At 63.3% G+C, this 13,706-nt stretch carries 13 protein-coding genes and 1 pseudogene; 11 read left to right on the top strand and 3 right to left on the bottom strand.

Annotated elements, in window-relative coordinates:
- Positions 1-82: 82 nt before the first annotated feature.
- Positions 83-964 carry a succinate--CoA ligase subunit alpha gene (gene sucD / locus OIS53_RS11020; RefSeq protein ID WP_264678624.1) on the bottom strand — a complete coding sequence of 294 codons (882 nt, stop codon included), beginning with the start codon at positions 962-964 and terminating at the stop codon, positions 83-85.
- Between the two features lie 165 nt (positions 965-1,129).
- On the opposite strand from sucD, the pseudogene OIS53_RS11015 reads away from it, so the two are divergent.
- Positions 1,130-2,104 (top strand): annotated as a pseudogene (locus OIS53_RS11015) (PLP-dependent cysteine synthase family protein); the annotation flags it as partial.
- Positions 2,105-2,160: 56 nt separating this feature from the next.
- Entirely contained in the window at positions 2,161-2,589 is a 429-nt protein-coding gene (locus OIS53_RS11010) for a response regulator (RefSeq protein WP_264678623.1), read from the top strand.
- A gap of 100 nt (positions 2,590-2,689) precedes the next feature.
- On the opposite strand, the gene ade is transcribed toward OIS53_RS11010, so the two are convergent.
- Complete coding sequence (ade, locus tag OIS53_RS11005) at positions 2,690-4,393, bottom strand: adenine deaminase (RefSeq protein ID WP_264678622.1); 1,704 nt, start codon at positions 4,391-4,393, stop codon at positions 2,690-2,692.
- Positions 4,394-4,745: 352 nt separating this feature from the next.
- Between ade and OIS53_RS11000 the strand changes: the two genes are divergently transcribed.
- From OIS53_RS11000 to OIS53_RS10980, 5 genes are all read left to right on the top strand, one after another.
- A complete protein-coding gene (locus tag OIS53_RS11000) occupies positions 4,746-5,138 on the top strand; it encodes a hypothetical protein (protein ID WP_264678621.1) in 393 nt (130 codons plus the stop codon).
- 38 nt (positions 5,139-5,176) lie between these two features.
- On the top strand, positions 5,177-5,875 hold the full coding sequence (cmk, locus tag OIS53_RS10995; protein ID WP_264678620.1) for a (d)CMP kinase: 699 nt from the start codon (positions 5,177-5,179) through the stop codon (positions 5,873-5,875).
- Positions 5,876-6,039: 164 nt separating this feature from the next.
- A complete protein-coding gene (locus OIS53_RS10990; protein ID WP_264678619.1) occupies positions 6,040-6,924 on the top strand; it encodes a 4-hydroxy-3-methylbut-2-enyl diphosphate reductase in 885 nt (294 codons plus the stop codon).
- Positions 6,925-7,031: 107 nt separating this feature from the next.
- The gene (locus OIS53_RS10985) at positions 7,032-7,586 is read left to right on the top strand and encodes a DUF502 domain-containing protein (protein ID WP_264678618.1); all 555 of its coding nucleotides are present in this window, start codon (positions 7,032-7,034) and stop codon (positions 7,584-7,586) included.
- 252 nt (positions 7,587-7,838) lie between these two features.
- Complete coding sequence (locus tag OIS53_RS10980; protein ID WP_264678617.1) at positions 7,839-8,633, top strand: alpha/beta fold hydrolase; 795 nt, start codon at positions 7,839-7,841, stop codon at positions 8,631-8,633.
- A 168-nt stretch (positions 8,634-8,801) separates the two neighbouring features.
- Here the strand turns inward: OIS53_RS10980 and OIS53_RS10975 are convergent, their stop codons facing one another.
- Positions 8,802-9,308, bottom strand: coding sequence for an O-acetyl-ADP-ribose deacetylase (locus OIS53_RS10975; RefSeq protein ID WP_319805493.1), 507 nt, complete (start codon positions 9,306-9,308; stop codon positions 8,802-8,804).
- Between the two features lie 142 nt (positions 9,309-9,450).
- Between OIS53_RS10975 and OIS53_RS10970 the strand changes: the two genes are divergently transcribed.
- From OIS53_RS10970 to OIS53_RS10955, 4 genes are all read left to right on the top strand, one after another.
- A complete protein-coding gene (locus OIS53_RS10970) occupies positions 9,451-10,590 on the top strand; it encodes a PQQ-dependent sugar dehydrogenase (protein WP_264678616.1) in 1,140 nt (379 codons plus the stop codon).
- 295 nt (positions 10,591-10,885) lie between these two features.
- Complete coding sequence (locus OIS53_RS10965) at positions 10,886-11,356, top strand: ATP-dependent zinc protease family protein (RefSeq protein ID WP_264678615.1); 471 nt, start codon at positions 10,886-10,888, stop codon at positions 11,354-11,356.
- Positions 11,357-11,434: 78 nt separating this feature from the next.
- Entirely contained in the window at positions 11,435-12,370 is a 936-nt protein-coding gene (rimK, locus tag OIS53_RS10960) for a 30S ribosomal protein S6--L-glutamate ligase (protein ID WP_264678614.1), read from the top strand.
- Positions 12,371-12,625: 255 nt separating this feature from the next.
- A complete protein-coding gene (locus OIS53_RS10955; protein ID WP_264678613.1) occupies positions 12,626-13,702 on the top strand; it encodes a succinylglutamate desuccinylase/aspartoacylase family protein in 1,077 nt (358 codons plus the stop codon).
- Positions 13,703-13,706: the final 4 nt, after the last annotated feature.

The raw sequence follows: 13,706 nt of genomic DNA, 5'->3' as shown, positions 1-13,706 counted from the left end.
CGTTGCAACAGAGGGCAACAAAAATCCCTGACCGGCACGGTCAGGGATTTTAGACATAGCATAAAGTCCAGGAAAGGCGTTTCTACTTCCCGCCCAGCACGCGCAGCATGGTGTCGCCGATTTCGGCGGGGGAATCTACCACGTGGATGCCGCACTCGCGCATGATGGCCATTTTCGCGGCGGCGGTGTCGTCGGCGCCGCCGACGATGGCGCCAGCGTGGCCCATGCGGCGGCCGGGCGGCGCGGTCTGGCCGGCAATGAAGCCCACGACGGGCTTCTGGTTGCCGGTTTCCTTGATCCAGCGGGCAGCTTCGGCTTCCATGCCGCCCCCGATTTCGCCAATCATCACGATGCCCTCGGTTTCGGGGTCGTTCATGAGCAGCTCCACGGCTTCCTTGGTGGTGGTGCCGATGATGGGGTCGCCGCCGATGCCGATGGCCGTGGTCTGGCCCAGGCCAGCTTTGGTGAGCTGGTCTACGGCCTCATACGTCAGCGTGCCCGACTTCGACACGATGCCCACGCGGCCTTTCTGGAAGATGAAGCCGGGCATAATACCCACTTTGCACTCGCCGGCCGTCATTACGCCGGGGCAGTTGGGCCCGATCATGCGCAGGCCCTGGCGGTTTTTTAGGTATTCCTTTACGGCAATCATGTCCTTGGTGGGGATGCCTTCGGTGATGGTGACGATGACCTTGATGCCCGCGTCGGCAGCTTCCATGATGGCGTCGGCGGCAAAGGCCGGGGGCACGAAGATGATGCTGGTGTCGGCGCCGGTTTCGCGCACGGCGTCGGCCACGGTGTTGAACACGGGCCGGCCGAGGTGCTGGCTGCCGCCCTTGCCGGGCGTTACGCCACCCACCACGTTGGTGCCGTACTCAATCATCTGCTGGGCATGAAACGAGCCCTCGGAGCCGGTGAAGCCCTGCACAATCACTTTAGAATCCTTGTTGACCAGAACACTCATACGAAGTGGGGTTAGCGGGAAATGCGGGTTAGGGTGGGAACGGTGGCCGCCAGGCCTGGCCGACGACGCGGCAAAAGTAGGCTTTTTTGGGGCGGCAGCAAGCCCCTCCCAGCCGAAATCCGTACCTTTGCGGCCTCTCTCTCCACCCACTGCAATTCTCTCTGCATGTATCTGAATAACATCGTTGAGGCCATCGGCAACACGCCGCTGGTGCGCCTCAACAACGTGACAGAAGGTGTCAAAGGCACCATTCTGGCCAAAGTAGAATACTTCAACCCCGGCAACTCCGTGAAGGACCGCATGGCCCTGCGCATGATTGAGGACGCCGAAAAGGCCGGCCTGCTGAAGCCCGGCGGCACCATCATCGAGGGCACCTCCGGCAACACCGGCATGGGCCTGGCCCTGGCCGCCATTGCCAAGGGCTACAAGTGCATCTTCACGATGAGCGACAAGCAGGGCAAGGAAAAGCAGGACATTCTGAAAGCCGTGGGCGCTGAAGTCATTGTGTGCCCTACCAACGTAGCCCCCGACGACCCACGGAGCTACTACTCGGTGGCCCGCAAGCTCAACGCCGAAATCCCCAATTCCTTCTACCCCAACCAGTACGACAACCTCTCCAACTCGGCCGCCCACTACGACACCACCGGCCCCGAGCTGTGGCAGCAAACTGAAGGCCGCATTACGCACTACGCCTGCGGCGTGGGCACGGGCGGCACCATCTGCGGCACGGCCCAGTACCTGAAGGAGCAGAATCCCAATCTCGTATCGATTGGGCTGGACACGTACGGCTCGGTGTTCAAAAAGTACAAGGAGACGGGCATCTTCGACGAAAACGAAATCTACCCCTACAAAACCGAAGGCATCGGCGAAGATATTCTGCCCAAGAATGTTAACTTTGACTTGATTGATTTATTCATCAAAGTAACGGACAAGGATGCTGCCCTAATGACGCGGCGGCTGGCTAAGGAAGAAGGTTTGTTTGTGGGGTGGTCGTGCGGCTCGGCCGTATACGGCGCCTTGGAATACGCCAAAGAGCACTTGCAGGAAGATGATGTGATGGTGATTGTGCTGCCCGACCACGGCACACGCTACCTGGGCAAAATCTACAACGACGACTGGATGCGGGCCCAGGGCTGGCTCTAGCCCAGCGGCTGACTTCCGACTCTTTTCAACTACGTAACCCAAGTTTCCGGTGCATGTCTAAGAAGTTGCGCAACGTGGTATTGGTGGACGACAACGAAACCACCAGTTTCCTGAACAACCGCCTGCTCAGCCGCCTCGACGTGGCCGAACGGGTGGATACTTTCTCCAAGGCGGAGCAGGCCTACCACCAGATTTGGGGCGGCGCCAAAGGAGAGCAGCCCAGCGAGGAAGCCCCCGACCTGATCTTCGTGGACCTGAAGATGCCGGGCATGGATGGGTTCGAGTTTCTGAAGCTGTACAGCGCCCTGCCCGAAGCCGTACGCGAAAAAACCGTCATGGCCGTGCTGACCACCTCCATGCACGCCGCCGACACGGCCCGCGTGGCCCAGTACGAAGGCGTGGAGTACCTGGCCAAGCCGCTGACCGAAGAAAAAATGCAGAAGCTGCTGCAAAAGCGGTTCGTGGGTATCTTGCAGCAGTAGCTGGCAGGTGTGCCGGTTATCAATTAGTAACTAGGAACGACAGCAAACGCCCGGAGCCATGCGGCTCCGGGCGTTTTTTCGTGGGGCTTTCCGGGGGCTGCTACACCACCGCCTCCACAAACCGGAAGGCTTCGCCATCGAACAGGCCCTGGTCGCTGAGCTTAAGGCTGGGAATGACGAGCAGGGCCATAAAGGAAAGCGTCATGAAGGGTGCTTGGAGCGGGGAGCCCAGCTGCTTGGCCAGCGCATCGACGGCCGTGTAGGCGGCGGCCACGGCCGGCCCCTCCTGGGCCGACATCAGCCCGGCTACGGGCAGGGGCAGCAGCAACTCCTGGCCGCCGGGACCCACGGCGGCCAGGCCGCCACGGGCCTGCATGACCAGGTTCACGGCCCGCGCCAGGCTCGCGTCGTCGCAGCCCACGGCGGTGATGTTGTGCGAGTCGTGGCCCACGCTGCTGGCCAGGGCACCACGCCGCAGGCCGAAGCCCTGGATGAAGGCCACGGCGGGTGGCGCCTGCTGGTAGCGGTTCACCACCGTGAGCTTGAGAATGTCTCGGCTTACATCGGGCACTACCAGGCCGTTTTCGACGCGGGCGGGCAAATCGTGGCGGGCAGTAATGAGCTGGCCGTCGAAGCACTCGATGACGCGCATGGTTGGCGGCTCGTTGTTGGGTGGTGGCTGGTGGGTGCTGGGTGCTGGGTATCCGTTACCGGGAGTAGGGGCAGGAACCTGGAACTCCTCGGGGCGGACAGCATACGCCGTGAAGTTGTTGACGACTTCCACGGGCGCGGCGGGCAGCAGGCTGCGGCCGTTTTCGGCTACCACCTCGCCGTCGAGGTAGGTTTGCCGCACGTCGAAATCGGTGAGGCTGCCGACCACGATAAAGTCGGCCGGGTCGCCGGGGCGGAGCAGGCCCACGGGCAGGCGGTAGTGCTCCACGGGGTTGCGGCAGGCCACGCGCAGCACTTGCAGCACGTCGAGGCCGCGGGCTACGGCGCGCTGCACCAGCTGGTTGATGTGGCCCAGCACCAGGGTGTCGGGGTGCTTGTCGTCGGAGCAGAACATGAGGTGCTCGTAGTGTTCGGGCAGCAGGTCAATCAGGGCCTCGAAGTTGCGGGCCGCCGAGCCTTCCCGAATCAGCACCTTCATGCCGGCGACCAGCTTATCCAGGGCCTCTTCCCGCGTAAAGCATTCGTGGTCGGTGCTGATGCCGGCCTGGGCGTAGCGCAGGGCATCGGGGCCGCGCAAGCCGGGCGCGTGCCCGTCCACAGGGCGGCCGTACTGCCGGGCCAGGCGGATTTTCTCCATCACCAGCTCGTCCCGGTGCAGCACGCCGGGCCAGTTCATCATCTCGGCCAGGTAGCCGATTTCGGGGTTCTGAAACAGCTGTTCAATGTCTAAGGCGGTAATTTCGGCACCGGCCGTTTCAAACGGGGTGGCCGGCACACAGGAGGGCGCCCCGAAGCAGAACTTGAACGGCACCTGCCGGGCGCTGCGGAGCATGTAGTCCACCCCAGCCACGCCCAGCACATTGCCGATTTCGTGGGGGTCCGATACCGTGGCCACCGTGCCGTGCACCACGGCCAGGCGGGCAAACTCCGCCGGCACCAGCAAGGAGCTTTCCACGTGCACGTGGGCATCCACGAAGCCTGGCAAGGCGTAGGGCAGGGCCGGGTCGGGCGGGGCGGCGCCGGTGGGCTCGATGCTCCTGATGCGCCCCTCGGCCACGTGCACCGTGGCGGGCCGGATGGTGTTCTGAAACAGGTCGATGACGTTGGCCAGGAGGCGAAATTCGGCGGGCATAGCAACGGGGCGCCGCCGCGGGAAAGTTGAGGTTGCGGGGCGGCTAACGGGTAAAGAAGCGTATATTTGCCGAAAATCCGCGCCGTGAGAAAGATTGTGACTTTGCTGCTGGCCGCCCTAATTGGAGGCTCGGGCCTGGTGGCCGCGGGCTGCGCCAGCCGCACCCCTCAGCAGAAGAAAACGGCCGCCTTCAAGCGCAAAGCCAAAAGCGGAAAAACCCCTTGCCCCTGCGACAGTCACTAAGTGCCCGGTGCCTCCCGTACCCAATCACAGTGCGGCCAGTACCGACGCGCCTAATTGAGTCAGCCCCACCATCTCAGTTATAGCTTCTGCTTTCCTCCGCCGCCGCTTTATGCCCGAAACCAACCCGCTTACTTCTCTGCTAGCTGCCGCCGAGGCCGTGCGCCAGCAGCTGCGCGTCAATCAGTTTGATGCGGAGGCCGTGCAACGCCTGGCCGAGTTCATTGAAACTCAGCGGCCCATCATCAAGGAAGCCGACCGGCCGGGCGTTGTCACGGCGCTGGGGTGCTTCCTGGGGCAGTGCCTGGTGGAAACCTACCGGGGCGAGTGGGCCACCGGGCGCGACGGTACCACGGGCGTGGGTATCAACGACCACCATTTTTTCAACCCCTTCTACCGCGTAAGTGAGCAGCTCACCAAGGGCCTGGCCCAGTCGGTGGCCCTGTTTTTTGCGGATGTACCCCAGCGCCTGGCCACCAAGCCGGGCCGTAAATCCTGGATGTAGTGAGTCCTGCCAGCTGTTCTGCCTCAAGCGACTTCGCCATGCGAAAAATTGTCATTGCCATTGATGGCTACTCTTCGTGTGGCAAAAGCACCACGGCCAAAGCCGTGGCCGCCGAGCTGGGCTACGCCTACATCGACACCGGGGCTATGTACCGGGCCGTGACCTTGTACCTGCTGGAGCACAACATTGCCTTCGACGACCTGCCCCGCATCGAGCAGGCCCTGCACGAGTTGCATATCACCTTCAAGCGCAACCGCAGCACCGGCCGCAACGAAGTGTGCATCGACGGCGAAATCCGGGAAGACGAAATCCGGCAGATGCGCATTTCCAACTCCGTGAGCGAGGTATCGGGCATTCCGGCCGTGCGCCACGCCATGGTGCGCCAGCAGCAGCGCATGGGCCGCAAGCGCGGCGTGGTGATGGACGGGCGCGACATCGGCACTACCGTGTTTCCGGATGCCGAGGTAAAGGTGTTTATGACCGCCGACGTGCTTACGCGGGCCCTGCGCCGCCAGGAGGAGCTAGCCCAGAAAGACGAGCACGTGCCGGTGGAAGACATCGTGGAAAACCTGCGCAAGCGGGACCACCTCGACTCTACCCGCGCCGAAAGCCCCCTGCGCCGCGCCCCCGACGCCATCCTGCTCGACACCACCCACATTACCGTCGACGAGCAAGTGGATTTCGTGCTGGAGCGCGTGTCGGCGGCTTTGCTGTCCTTGGCCGCAGCCGAAAAGTAACGGGGGTGTACTGGGTCAGGCTGGGGTTGCAGCTAAGAAGTAGCGAGTGAGGCCCGGTATTTGTCGGCCTGCGCGTCACCGAAACCGAAGTTCGGTTGTTTACCTTGTGCTGTAGGATGCATTGCTTCTTGCCGCGCCCTCCCGAAGTTTACTGTAGAGAAGCTATGAACGTCACTATCGATAAGAATTCCGGGTACTGCTTCGGCGTCGAGTTTGCCATTCAGATGGCCGAGGACGAGCTGGCCCAGGACCAGACGCTGTACTGCCTGGGCGACATCGTGCACAACCGCATGGAAGTGGAGCGCCTGCACGCCCTGGGCCTGCGCATCATCGACCGGGAGCAACTGGCGGGCCTGCACGATGCCAAGGTGCTGATTCGGGCCCACGGCGAGCCGCCGGAAACCTACCAGTTGGCGTTGCGCAACAACATCGAACTGATTGACGCTTCCTGCCCCGTGGTGCTGAAGCTGCAAAACCGCGTGAAGCACGCCTACGACGCCACCACCCGCCAAAACGGCCAAATCGTCATCTACGGGCAGCCCGGCCACGCCGAGGTAACCGGCCTCACGGGCCAGACCGGCAATCAGGCCATCATCGTCATGACCGAAGCCGACCTGGACCAGATTGACTTTTCGCGGCCCGTGACGCTGTTTAGCCAGACCACCAAGAGCACGGCTGGCTTCTACCACATGAAAGAGGTGATAGAGCAGCGCATTGCGGCGGCCGGCGGCTCCCTGGAGGCTTTCGACGCCAACGACAGCATCTGCCGGCAGGTGAGCAACCGGGAGCCGGCCCTGAAAAAGTTCGCCACCCAGCACGACGTCATTGTGTTTGTGAGCGGGCGGAAAAGCTCTAACGGCAAGGCCCTGTTTTCGGTGGTGAACCAGACCAACCCGCGCAGTTACTTCGTGGAAAACGAGCAGGAGCTGCAAGACGAGTGGTTTATCGGGGCCGAAACGGTGGGCATCTGCGGGGCCACCAGCACGCCCATGTGGCTGATGCAGCGCGTGAAAGACCGGATTGAGGAAGTAGCAGCAGCCGTGGCTTAAAGCGCGGCCCGCATGAATGCCTCCCCACCTGTCATTCTGAGCAAAGCGAGGAATGACAGGTGGGGAGGCACTCGTTTGTATAACTTGCTGCCTCTTGTCATACTGCCATGCGTCGTCTGCTCAATTACTTTCTCAATGGCTTTCTGATTGTCGCGCCCATTGGGCTGACTGTCTACATCCTGTTTGCGCTGCTGCGCTGGCTCAACGACCTGTTTGCCGGCCTGAGCTTCGATGTGCCGGGGCTGGGGCTGCTGCTGGCCGTGGTGCTGATTACGGGCGTGGGCTTCGTGGCGAAGTCGTTTCTGGTGCGGCCCTTCGTCATCATCACCGAGCGGGTGCTGCACCGCACGCCCCTGGTCAGCATCATCTACTCCAGCCTCAAAGACCTGTTCGACGCCTTCGTGGGCGACGAGCAGAAGTTCAACCGGCCGGTGCTGGTGCAGCTCAACGTCCAGGAGCAAACCTACAAGATGGGCTTCGTGACCCAGGCCGCCATGACGGCCGTGCTCCGCGACGACCTGGTGGCCGTTTACTTCCCGCACTCCTACAACTTCTCCGGCGAGCTGGTGCTCGTGCCCCTGGACCGCCTTACCTACCTCGACCTGCCCAGCTCTGAAGTCATGAAGTTCATCGTCTCCGGCGGCGTGTCGAGGCTGGGGTAGTTTGGAAGGTAGAAAGTTGAGAAGGTAGAAAGTGAGTACCTACGGAACGGCAGCCCCCGCGGGGCGGCATGTTGGTAGAAAATCATGTGTATGAACGTGCAAAGCCCCCGCGGGGCGACACTTGACGTCCGCAAACGATAGGTGCCGCCCCGCGGGGGCTTTAACATTTCCTGAGAACGGGTCTTGCTACCGACATGCCGCTCCGCTGAAGCTGCCGTTCCGTAGGTACTCACTTTCTACCTTCTCAACTTTATGAAGACTCGCCTGCACTACCAGAAATACGGCTCCGGGGCGCGGGTGGTGCTGGCGTTTCACGGCTACGGGCAGAGCGAAGGGCACTGGCGCACCATGCTGCCGGTACTGGGCCCCGACGTGACGGTGTACGCCTTCGACCTGTTTTACCACGGCCGTAGCCGCCTGGCCAAGGCCGACGCGCCGCTGAGCAAACGGCGCCTGGGTGAGCTGCTGGAAGAGTTTCTGCGCGAGCAGGGGGTTGAGCGGTTCAGCCTGCTGGCGTTTAGCATGGGCGCCAAGTTTGCCCTCACGGCCGCCGAGCGGCTGCCGGAGCGCGTGGAGCAGATATGGCTGTTGGCTCCTGATGGGTTGCAGCGGCAGTTCTGGTACGCGCTGGCTACCTATCCGCCCTGGATGCGCGGGGTGCTGGGCCGGGCCGTGCTGCGCCCCCAGGGCCTGCTGCGCCTACTCGACACGCTGCACCAGAGCCGCCTCGTGAATGCCAACCTGGTGCGCTTCGCCCAGTGGCAGCTCGACAGCCGCGAAAAGCGCCTGCGCGTGTACCGCAGCTGGGTCGGCTTCCGCAACCTCACCTTCGACCTGAAACAGCTGGCCGCCCAGCTAAACCGCCGGCCCACGCCCGTCACTTTCTTCCTGGGCCGCCACGACCGGGTGATTCCGCACGCAGGGCTGCAAAAGTTTATCAGCTCCCTGCAAGCCGCCCGCACCGTGCTGCTCGACGCCGGCCACGCCGGCCTCATCTGGGAAGTGGCTGCCTACCTGCGCCGCCACCCGGAAGTACAGCTATGCTGATGGGGCGGGGCGGCACCCCGTGCTGGCTATGCGGGAGGCTCCAGCCGCCCCCGCCAGAACGATTTGCCTGCCTGTAGAGACGCAATAGTTGGAGTCTCGTCGTCCGAGCCGGCCGTCTGCACGATTGTCGGCGGAGTCGTTCAACGACGAGACGCAACATAACTAGGGCTACCGTGCTGTATGCTCCAGCAGCCGGTAAGCTTCTTCGTCGAAGGCCACCAGCACCACTTCCTGCGGCTGCTCGTGCTGCTCCAGAAATGCCCGTATTTCGCGCACGGCAATGCGGGCGGCTTCGGGCTTGGGGTAGCCGTAGATGCCGGTGCTGATGCCGGGGAAGGCCACGCTGCGCAGATTGTTTTCGGCGGCTAGGCGCAGGCTGTTCTGGTAGCAGCTAGCCAGCAACGCGGGCTCCTGCCTGTGGCCTCCGTTCCAGACCGGACCCACCGTGTGAATGACGTAGCGGGCCGGCAGCCGCCCGCCGGTGGTGATGACGGCTTCGCCCGTGGGCAGGCCATCGGGTAGCGAAGTGGCCCGCAAGCGGCGGCAGGCTTCCAGGATTTCGGGGCCGCCGGCGCGGTGAATGGCCCCGTCTACGCCACCGCCGCCGAGCAGGCCGGAGTTGGCGGCATTCACGATGGCGTCGGTGTCGAGGCGGGTGATGTCGCCGCGGTACAGCAGCAGGCGGCCGAAACGCTGGGCCTGGTCGCGCCAGGCAGGGGAGGGGGGGGGTGGTCGTCATGGGGAAGGGGTGCTTACGAGCAGCAAAGTACTGCGAAGCTTCCGCAACCTTCCGCCGCCCGCTTGGGTTTGGGCAAGTATGAAAACGCGCCGCTTCCTTCCATTGTTGTTGCTGGCTCCGCTGGCCCTGACTTCTTCCACCGAACCCCTGGAGCGGGCCGCCCTGTCGGCCGCCCCCGATGCCAACCTGAGCAAGATTAAGCTGCCGGCGGGCTTCCGCATCAGCTACTTTGCCCAGGGCGTAAAAGATGCCCGCCAGATTACGCTGGGCCCCGATGGCACGGTGTACGTGGGCACCAAAACCGACAAAGTGTACGCCCTGCCCGACCGGAACAAGGACGGCCGCGCCGATGAGGTAGTGACCATTGCCACTGGCCTGAACGCCCCCAACGGCGTGGCCGTGCACGACGGCGCCCTGTACGTGGCCGAAATCCACCGCATTCTACGCTACGACAACATTGCCCAGCGCCTGCGCCAGAAGCCCCAGCCGGCCGTGGTGTACGGGCAGCTGCCCAACAAAGAATGGCACGGCTACCGCTACATTGCCTTCGGGCCCGACGGCAAGCTATACGTGCCGGTGGGCGCGCCCTGCAACTCCTGCCTGCCCGAGCGGCCCATCTACGCCACCATCAACCGCCTCAACCCCAATGGCACCGGCCTGGAAGTGTTTGCCTACGGCGTGCGCAACACAGTGGGCTTCGACTGGAGCCCCCAGGACCGGTCCCTGTGGTTTACCGACAACGGCCGCGACATGCTGGGCGACAACCTGCCCCCCGATGAGCTGAACCGCGCCCCCGCACCGGGCCTGCACTTCGGCTTTCCCTACTTCTTCGCCGGCGACGTACCCGACCCGGAGTTTAGCCGCGGCAAGTCGGCCGACACCTACGTTAAGCCGGCCCGCAAGCTGGGGCCGCACGTGGCGGCCCTGGGCATGAAGTTTTACACCGGCCAGCAGTTCCCGGCTCAGTACCGCAACCAGATTTTCGTTCCGGAGCACGGCTCCTGGAACCGCCGCCAGAAACTTGGCTACCGCATCATGCTCGTGCGCCTCGACGCTAGCGGCAAGCAGGCCCAGAGCTACGAAACCTTCGCCGACGGCTGGCTACAAGGCCAGCAGAGCTGGGGCCGCCCCGTGTGCCTGCTCGTCCACCCCGACGGCTCCCTGCTCGTCTCCGACGACCAGAACGACGCCGTGTACCGGATTAGCTATAAGGGGTAATGGGGTGAATGGTTATGAGGTGACAGGTGAATAGTGACAGGTAACAGGTAACAAGTGACAGGATGAACGGTCATGCTGAGCGTAGCGAAGCGAAGTCGAAGCATCTCTACTGCTTCGTTGAACAAGCGTCAGGAGTTAGCAGGAAGTTAGCCCGCGGGAGAGATGCTTCGACTGCGCCTCCGGCTTCGCTCAGCATGACGTTCTTTCTTACTTGTCACCTGTCACCTGTTACCTGTCACTATTCACCTGTCACCTCATCTCACCTGTCATCTCATCAGCCCCTATCTTGCCGTTCATGAAAACACAACGTGGACCGAAGCGGACAGTGGGCCGGCGGGAGCTGGTTGATTTTCCGCAGTTTCAGCTGTGGGGTGTGGAGGCCAAGGTGGATACCGGGGCCTACACGGCGGCTATTCACTGCTCCAACATTCACGTGGAAACCCAGCCCGGCGGGCGCCCAGTGCTGCACGTGCAGCTGCTGGACCCCTCGCACCCCAACTTCGACGGCACGCCCATGCAGTTTGAGCGGTTTAAGCTGCGCGACATTCGGTCGTCCAATGGCGAGGTGCAAGAGCGGTATGTTATTCAGATGGCTATTCGGCTGTTTGGGGAAGATTTTGACACCGAGTTTTCCTTGTCGGACCGCAGCGACATGCGCTACCCGGTGCTGATTGGGCGGGTGCTGCTGCGCCAGGCCCGGCTGGTGGTGGATGTGGCCCGCCTGAACCTGTCGTACAAAAGCCAGCTCACGGCCGGCCGCTCCTAGCGGGGTCTAACACCCGGCCCGTATCTTTGGGCGCTTCTGCTCTGTATCTATTCTTTCCCCAAGCACCTCTTGTATCCGATGAAACTGGCGATTCTGTCGCGTGAGCCGAAGCTGTACTCGACCACCCGGCTGGTAGAAGCCGCGCGGCAGCGCGGGTACGAAGCCGTGGTTATTGACCACCTGCACTGCAACCTGGTGCTGGAGAAGGGGAAGCCGGGCATCATCTACGAAGGCCAAAAGCTGGAGGGCTTCGACGCCATCATTCCGCGCATTGGGGCTTCGGTCACGTTTTATGGTTGCGCCGTGGTGCGGCAGTTTGAGATGATGAAGGTGCGCACGGCCGTGGAAAGCCAGGCCATTGTGCGCAGCCGCGACAAGCTGCGGTCCATGCAGATTCTGAGCCGCGCCGGGGTAGGCATGCCCAAAACCGCCTTCACCAACTACTCCGACGATGTGGCCGCCATGATTAGCCAAGTAGGCGGGGCACCGGTGATTATTAAGCTGCTGGAAGGCACCCAGGGCCTGGGCGTGGTGCTGGCCGAAACCGAAAAAGCCGCCCAGTCGGTGATTGAGGCGTTTCACAACCTCAAGGCCCGCATCATCGTGCAGGAGTTTATTGCCGAAAGCAAGGGCGCCGACCTGCGCGCCTTCGTCGTGAACGGCGAGGTGGTGGGCGCCATGAAGCGCCAGGGCAAGGAGGGCGAGTTCCGCTCCAACCTGCACCGCGGCGGCTCGGGCACCCTCGTCAAGCTCAGCCGGGCCGAGAAGGCCGCCGCCCTGCTGGCTACCAAAGCCCTGGGCCTGGGCGTGGCCGGCGTCGACATGCTGCAAAGCAAGCGGGGCCCGCTGGTGCTGGAAGTCAACTCCTCGCCCGGCCTCGAAGGCATCGAAAAAGCCACCGGCCTCGACATAGCCGGCAAAATCATCGAGTACACCGCCGCAGTAGCCCACAAGAAGAAAACCAAGGCCAAACCCCGGCCCGTGTCGGAGCCACCCGTTGACGAGGCGCTGTAGCCTCGGGCTGTGGGCAGCGGTGGGCACAGGAGTTGCCACCATGGTGTGCGGCCACTGCAGCAGTGATGGACGCCCGGACAGGTGCTCGACGCTGATTTCCGTTTGATGGTACTGGCACTGTGAGGCCGGCAGCAGGTGGCACCGCGCCGCAAAATCCCGCCGGGTTGCCTATCTTCCGTGGCGCGGGCGGCGGATGCACCTCGGGGCCGGGCTGCGCAGCAAGTACCTGAGGTGCGTCGTGCTTTCCGTTCTGCCTTGCCGCACCCCGCCGTTCCCACCAACCTCTGCCTCAACGGCCTGGTTATCAAGCCCGGCGAGCGGGTGCTGACGCGGCTCGTCATTTCGCGCCTGCCCTCGGGTACGGTTATCGACATTCCGGTGCACGTGTTTCGGTCCGGGGAGCCGGGGCCTACGGTGCTGCTCATGGCCGGTATGCACGGCGACGAGGTAAACGGCATTGAAACCATCCGACGCATGATTCGGCGCGACCTGCTGCAACCGTTGCGGGGCACCATCATTGCCGTACCCATCCTCAACATCTACGGCTTCCTAAACTTCTCGCGCGAAGTGCCCGACGGCAAGGACGTGAACCGCTCCTTTCCCGGCAACCCGCGCGGCTCCCTGGCCAGCCGCGTGGCCCACCGCTTCATGCGCGAAATCATGCCCCTGATTGACTACGGCATTGATTTCCACACGGGCGGAGCGGCCCGCGCCAACATCCCGCAGATTCGCTGCCTGCTGCACCAGGACGCCGAAACCGACGCGCTGGCCGCCGCTTTCGGGGCGCCGTTTACCCTGCACGCGGCCCTGCGGCCCGGCTCCCTGCGCGAGGCGGCCATGCAGCAGGGCCGCCGCATTATTGTGTATGAAACCGGGGAGTCGCTGCGGCTTGATGAGGGCGGCATTGACCTAGCCATAGCCGGCACGTTCCGGCTGCTGCACCATTTGGGCATGGCGCCGGCAGCTGCGCCGACACTCACGCCTAGCGTCGTGTGCATGCGCTCCACGTGGCTGCGGGCCCGGTTTGCGGGCTTGTTCCGCAGCCTGGTGCAGCTGGGCCAGTACGTCGAGAAAGGCCAGGTGTACGGTTCCGTGGCCGACCCCTACGGCGAAACCGCCGTGCGCCTCGAAGCGCCGGTGGCCGGCTATATCATCGGCCTCAACCACATGCCCGTCGTCAACCAGGGCGACGCGCTGGTGCACCTGGGCCGCACCGATGCCGCCCCCAGCCGCCTCGACCACGCCGCGCCCTTCGAGGAAAAGCCCCGCCTCCCGGCAACCGACCTGCACGAAGAGGACGATGAAGAAATAGCAGGTGAGGAGTTGAAGTAGCTTT

It is taken from the genome of Hymenobacter sp. YIM 151500-1 (genome assembly GCF_025979885.1).
Taxonomy (GTDB): Bacteria; Bacteroidota; Bacteroidia; order Cytophagales; family Hymenobacteraceae; genus Hymenobacter.
Note: the sequence above shows the minus strand (reverse complement) of the source record. Positions and strands in the feature narration are given on the sequence as shown.